This window comes from Thermogutta sp. (assembly GCF_014359955.1).
Classification (GTDB): Bacteria; Planctomycetota; Planctomycetia; order Pirellulales; family Thermoguttaceae; genus Thermogutta.
In genome coordinates, this window is record NZ_JACIYL010000578.1 from 1 (window position 1) to 2,916 (window position 2,916).

2 protein-coding genes are annotated in these 2,916 nt (G+C 58.2%); one reads left to right on the forward strand and one right to left on the reverse strand.

Annotation, left to right across the window (positions count from 1 at the left end; all coding sequences use genetic code 11):
• Positions 1–35 precede the first annotated feature (35 nt).
• The gene (locus H5U08_RS14595) at positions 36–788 is read right to left on the reverse strand and encodes a MarR family transcriptional regulator (RefSeq protein ID WP_297034597.1); all 753 of its coding nucleotides are present in this window, start codon (positions 786–788) and stop codon (positions 36–38) included.
• Between the two features lie 776 nt (positions 789–1,564).
• On the opposite strand from H5U08_RS14595, the gene H5U08_RS14600 reads away from it, so the two are divergent.
• Positions 1,565–2,916 (forward strand): hypothetical protein (locus H5U08_RS14600; protein ID WP_297034600.1); only part of this gene is annotated, 1,352 nt, incomplete at its 3' end.

A 2,916-nucleotide genomic window follows, 5' to 3' on the forward strand; every position in this document is an offset into this window, starting at 1 on the left:
TACTATACTTGACGGCTCACTGCCCGGTCCACCGTTCAGGCATCACCACAGACCACCTCGAAACGGCACCGGTGTCCGCCATTCCGGCGACACTCGGCCAGGTGAACCGGTGCCCCCAACAGTTCGCTGAGCCAGAGTCGCTCGAATTCACAGATTGACGGGTCAATTTCCGCCAGATCGGGATAGGGACAGGCCGCAGCAACCAGCGACGGCGCCTTTTTCCTGGCGAGATGACCAGGTTCGGAGGCATCTTCCGGATTTGCCGGGGAAACCGCTTCCCCAGGGGGCCTGTCCCGTAAATTGGTGCCGCCTGCCTCATTATTACATGCCGTGGCATGAACTGTTTCGCCCTCTATGAGGAACGGCAGCCGCCGCTGACCCAAAATACGCACGACGTCACCCATGCGTTCGGATACCGTCAATCCGCTCATCTGGGGGAGATACATGCGGGTGAGTTCCTCGGCCACCAGGGTGATGATCCGCTTTTGGGTGGCGTCGTCGGGAATTTTCCGGATGGCATGCCACAATGCGCAGGCAAGGTCGGCGTAGTTGGACCCGATGCGGAGGCGTCCCTTGCCGGTGATCCGGTACACGTGTCTCGGTCGGCCGCGGCCCTCCCGCTGCACGAATCGATCCACCAATCCCTCCGCCACCAGGCGCCCAAGCCGCTGCCGCACGGCCGTCGGGGTGACCGAAAAATGCCGGGCAAGCTGGGACACCGTCGCCGGACCCGCAGTGCGGAGGTAATCGAGAATATCAATATCGGATTCCACAACGACACCAGTCATGAGGCTCTCTCCCCTGCGGACAGCGCCATCGGTCCGTACGGTGCGGCGTGCGGACAACTGCCTCGTCGGCCCTGGGAGCTTTGCTCATGATTATCGTACGCCTTTGCGATATTTTAGGCAAGGAGAATTGCGAAAAATCGTTCAGCGGCCAACCGGCCGAACAACCGGTTCCCGGTTTGCAGACAGGCGACTCGGAAAATCGACGACGGGCTCACGTGCGGTGGAATGTCAGAGGCACTCGGAAACTTTGGCGGGGGTGATTATCCTAATAGCAGCAAGATGGAAAGGTTCGTGCCAAGCAACTCCGAAACACCGCACGGCGGATTCGCCGAGGGAAAAAACTCCTCGTTTCCATGCCGCTTGCCGGGGAAAAGCGCCTTCGCTCCGGAGTCTTTTCTGTCAGCCCTAAAACTGACGTGCGACGCAACCAACATACACGTTATGAATGGCTGTTTGCGCAGAAAAACAACTGTTGGCAGGGAGCACGAACCGTCCGAGGGACGCTGTTTCGGTGAGTCACCTGCAATTCCCCAGTGCGGCATGGCGGCATGACGACGTTTTCCGAGCGCCGGCCTTTTCTCTGATGAGAAAAACTAACGGTCCGACCACGCAAGGTTACTAAAATTCGAAAGAGTTGCGCTCTTGAGCCTCAGTTTTGGGTGAGGATAATGTAGATTCTTCCCAGCGACAGGCCTTTTTGTTTTCTATAAATGTGATCACTCGCTCGGCAGGAAATTATCGCCGCTGGATTGTCAGCCGCCTGAAGAGGACCGTTCATGCAACAGCGCAAACAGCGAGAGACCTGGACAACCCGCCTCGGCGTCATTCTTGCGGTCACGGGGAGCGCCGTGGGGCTGGGAAATTTCCTGCGTTTTCCTGGCCTGGCTGCCCAGTATGGTGGCGGCGCCTTCATGGTGGCCTACGTTTGTGCGTTTCTCTTTCTGGGGTTGCCCATCGCGTTTGCCGAATGGGCCATGGGTCGGTACGGCGGCATGCACGGCCACAACTCCTCGCCGGGCATTTACCGCGTCATCTGGAAGAATCGTATAGCACCGTACTTTGGCGTCCTGGCGATGATCGTCCCGGTGGGCATCTACATGTATTACGTGTACATCGAGAGCTGGTGTCTGGCCTATGCCACACGTTACCTTCTGGGGGCGATGAACTTCGGGGCGGATGCCGAGCGGTACAGACAATTCTTCGAACATTTTGTGGGACTGCACGCCCACGGCGAATCGCTGTCCACGCCCGGCGAGGGGTTGCTCGGATCGGCCGTGTTTTTCCTGGTCGTCTGCTTCATTCTCAACTTCATCCTCATCTATCGAGGACTGAGTAAAGGCATCGAGTGGTTCTGCCGCTGGGCGATGCCGGCTCTTGTGATCTGCGCCGTGATCATCCTGATTCGCGTGCTCACGCTGGGAACGCCCGACCCGGCCAAGCCCGACCAGAACGTCCTCAACGGCCTGGGTTACATGTGGAATCCCGTGAAAACCCCCGCCATGCTCGCCCCCGGCGAGGTACCGAAATCATTCTGGGAAGGACTCGCCGATCCCGAAATGTGGATGAAAGCAGCGGGGCAGATCTTTTTCTCGCTTTCTGTAGGGTTCGGCATCATCATCACCTACGCGAGCTATGTGAAGAAGGATGACGACATTGCCCTGTCCAGCTTGACGGCCTGCGCAGGGAATGAATTCTGTGAAGTGGTGCTGGGCGGCCTGATCACCGTTCCGGCAGCGTTTGTATTCCTCGGGCCTCAGATCGGCTCGCAATTGAGTAATCCCTTCGCCCTGGGATTTATGGCCCTTCCCAACGTGTTCAATCAGATGCCGGTGGGCCAGCTCTTCGGCTTTTTGTTTTTCTTTCTGCTTTTCCTTGCCGCGATCACCAGCTCGCTCTCCATGCTTCAACCGGCAGTGGCGCTGCTGGAAGAGGGCCTGGGGCTGAACCGCCGGGCGTCGGTTGCCGTCCTGGGGTTCATCACCGCCATCGGAGCAGCAGGAGTCGTTATCTTCTCCAAAGATTTCGTGGCCCTGGATACCCTCGATTTCTGGATCGGCACCTTCGCGATCTACCTTCTGGCGACTTTCCAGACGATTCTTTTCGGCTGGGTACTCGGAGTGGAAAAAGG

Excerpts from the sequence above, each read along its gene's own strand:
- H5U08_RS14595 (WP_297034597.1), bottom strand. The coding sequence starts at position 788 with ATGACTGGTGTCGTTGTGGAATCCGATATTGATATTCTCGATTACCTC.